Genomic DNA, 1,757 nt, shown 5'->3' with positions numbered 1-1,757 from the left:
GGGGGGGGGGGGGGTTTGGGGGGGGGGGGTCCGGGGCCACGCCGGGGGCGCCGCCGCGCCGCCGCCCGCCTCCTGGCCCGGGGTTGTCGCCGTGGTGCCGGCGCGGGACGAGGCGGATGTCATCGCGCGCGCGGTGGCGGGCCTGCTGCGGCAGGACTACCCGGGACCGTTCCGGGTGGTGCTGGTCGATGATGGCAGCAGCGACGGCACGGCGGCGGTGGCGCGGCAGGCGGCGGCGGCCACGCCCCGGCCGGAGCGGCTCGTCCTGATCGGGGGCGCGCCGCCGCCGCCGGGCTGGACCGGCAAGATCTGGGCCCAGCACCAGGGAATCGCCCAGGGCGTCATGAGGGGCATCGCGGAGACCGGGGAGGCGCCGCGCTATCTCTGGCTGACCGATGCCGATATCGGCCATGCGCCCGACACGCTGCGTGCCCTGGTGGCGCGGGCGGAGCGGGACGGGTTGAGCCTGGTGTCGCTGATGGCGCGGCTGTCCTGCGTCACCCCGGCCGAGCGCTTCCTGATCCCGGCCTTCGTCTTCTTCTTCCAGATGCTCTACCCCTTCGAATGGGTCTCGCGGCCCGGCCGGGTGGCGGCGGCGGCGGGCGGCTGCATGCTGGTGCGGCGCGAGGCGCTGGAGCGCGCGGGCGGCATCGCCGCCATCCGGGGCGAGATCATCGACGACTGCGCGCTCGGCCGGGCGCTGAAGCGGCAGGGGCCCATCTGGCTCGGCCTGACCGACCGCGCGCGCAGCCTCCGCCCCTATGGCGGCATCGGCGAGATCGGGCGGATGGTGTCGCGCTCGGCCTATGCCCAACTCGGCTATTCGCCCTGGCTGCTGGCGGCTACGCTGCTCGGCATGGTGCTCATCTATCTGGCGCCGCCGCTGCTGGCGCTGGCCGGGGCGGGGCTGCCCCGCCTGCTGGGCCTGGCCGCCTGGCTGCTCATGGCCCTCGCCTTCCAGCCGATGCTGCGCTTCTACCGCGTCTCGCCGCTCTGGGGCCTGGCCCTGCCGGCGATCGGCGCCGCCTACGCGCTCTTCACCCTGCGATCGGCGATCGACGTCTGGCGCGGCCGGGGCGGCCTGTGGAAGGGGCGGGCGCAGGCCATGGCGGGGCGGGCATGAGCGGCGGCGGCGACTTCGCCTCGGGCAAGGGCAGCGGGGACGAGAACTTCCCTGTCGCCTCCCGGCTGGTGCGGCCGGAGCTGCGCCCGGCGATCCTGGCCTTCTACCGCTTCGCCCGCGCCGCCGACGACATCGCCGACCACCCGGAGGCGGGGGAGGCGGAGAAGCTCGCCGCGCTGGCGCGGATGGAGGCCGGGCTGAGGGGCGAGGAGGCCGCGAGCCCCGAGGGCGCGGCGCTGCGGCGGGCGCTGGCGCCGCGCGGCCTCTCCCCGCAGCACGCGCTGGATCTGCTGGTGGCCTTCCGCCGCGACGTGACGCAGCGGCGCTACGCGGACTGGGCGGAGCTGATGGACTACTGCCGCTGGTCCGCCGCGCCCGTCGGGCGCTTCGTGCTCGATCTGCACGGCGAGTCGCGCCACCTCTGGCCGGCCAACGACGCGCTCTGCGCCGCGCTCCAGGTCATCAACCACCTGCAGGATTGCGGCAAGGATTACCGGACGCTGGACCGCGTCTACCTGCCGGCCGATGCCCTGGCGGCGGCGGGCGCGCCGGTCGGGGATCTCGCGCTGGCCCAGGCCAGCCCGGCGCTGCGCCTGGCCCTCGCCGGGCTGGCGGAGCGCGCGCAGGGCCTGCT

The 1,757-nt window shown here is 76.4% G+C and carries 2 protein-coding genes; both read left to right on the top strand.

The window, feature by feature from the left end:
• The coding region (locus ACVMLK_RS20935; RefSeq protein ID WP_457487528.1) for a glycosyltransferase at positions 1–1,123 on the top strand (1,123 nt) is incomplete at its 5' end.
• On the top strand, positions 1,120–1,757 hold a 638-nt coding region (locus ACVMLK_RS20930; RefSeq protein WP_457487527.1), incomplete at its 3' end, for a squalene/phytoene synthase family protein. The genes ACVMLK_RS20935 and ACVMLK_RS20930, both read left to right, overlap by 4 nt.

It is taken from the genome of Teichococcus aerofrigidensis, assembly GCF_054073225.1.
This window is presented reverse-complemented; position numbering and strand designations above follow the sequence as displayed.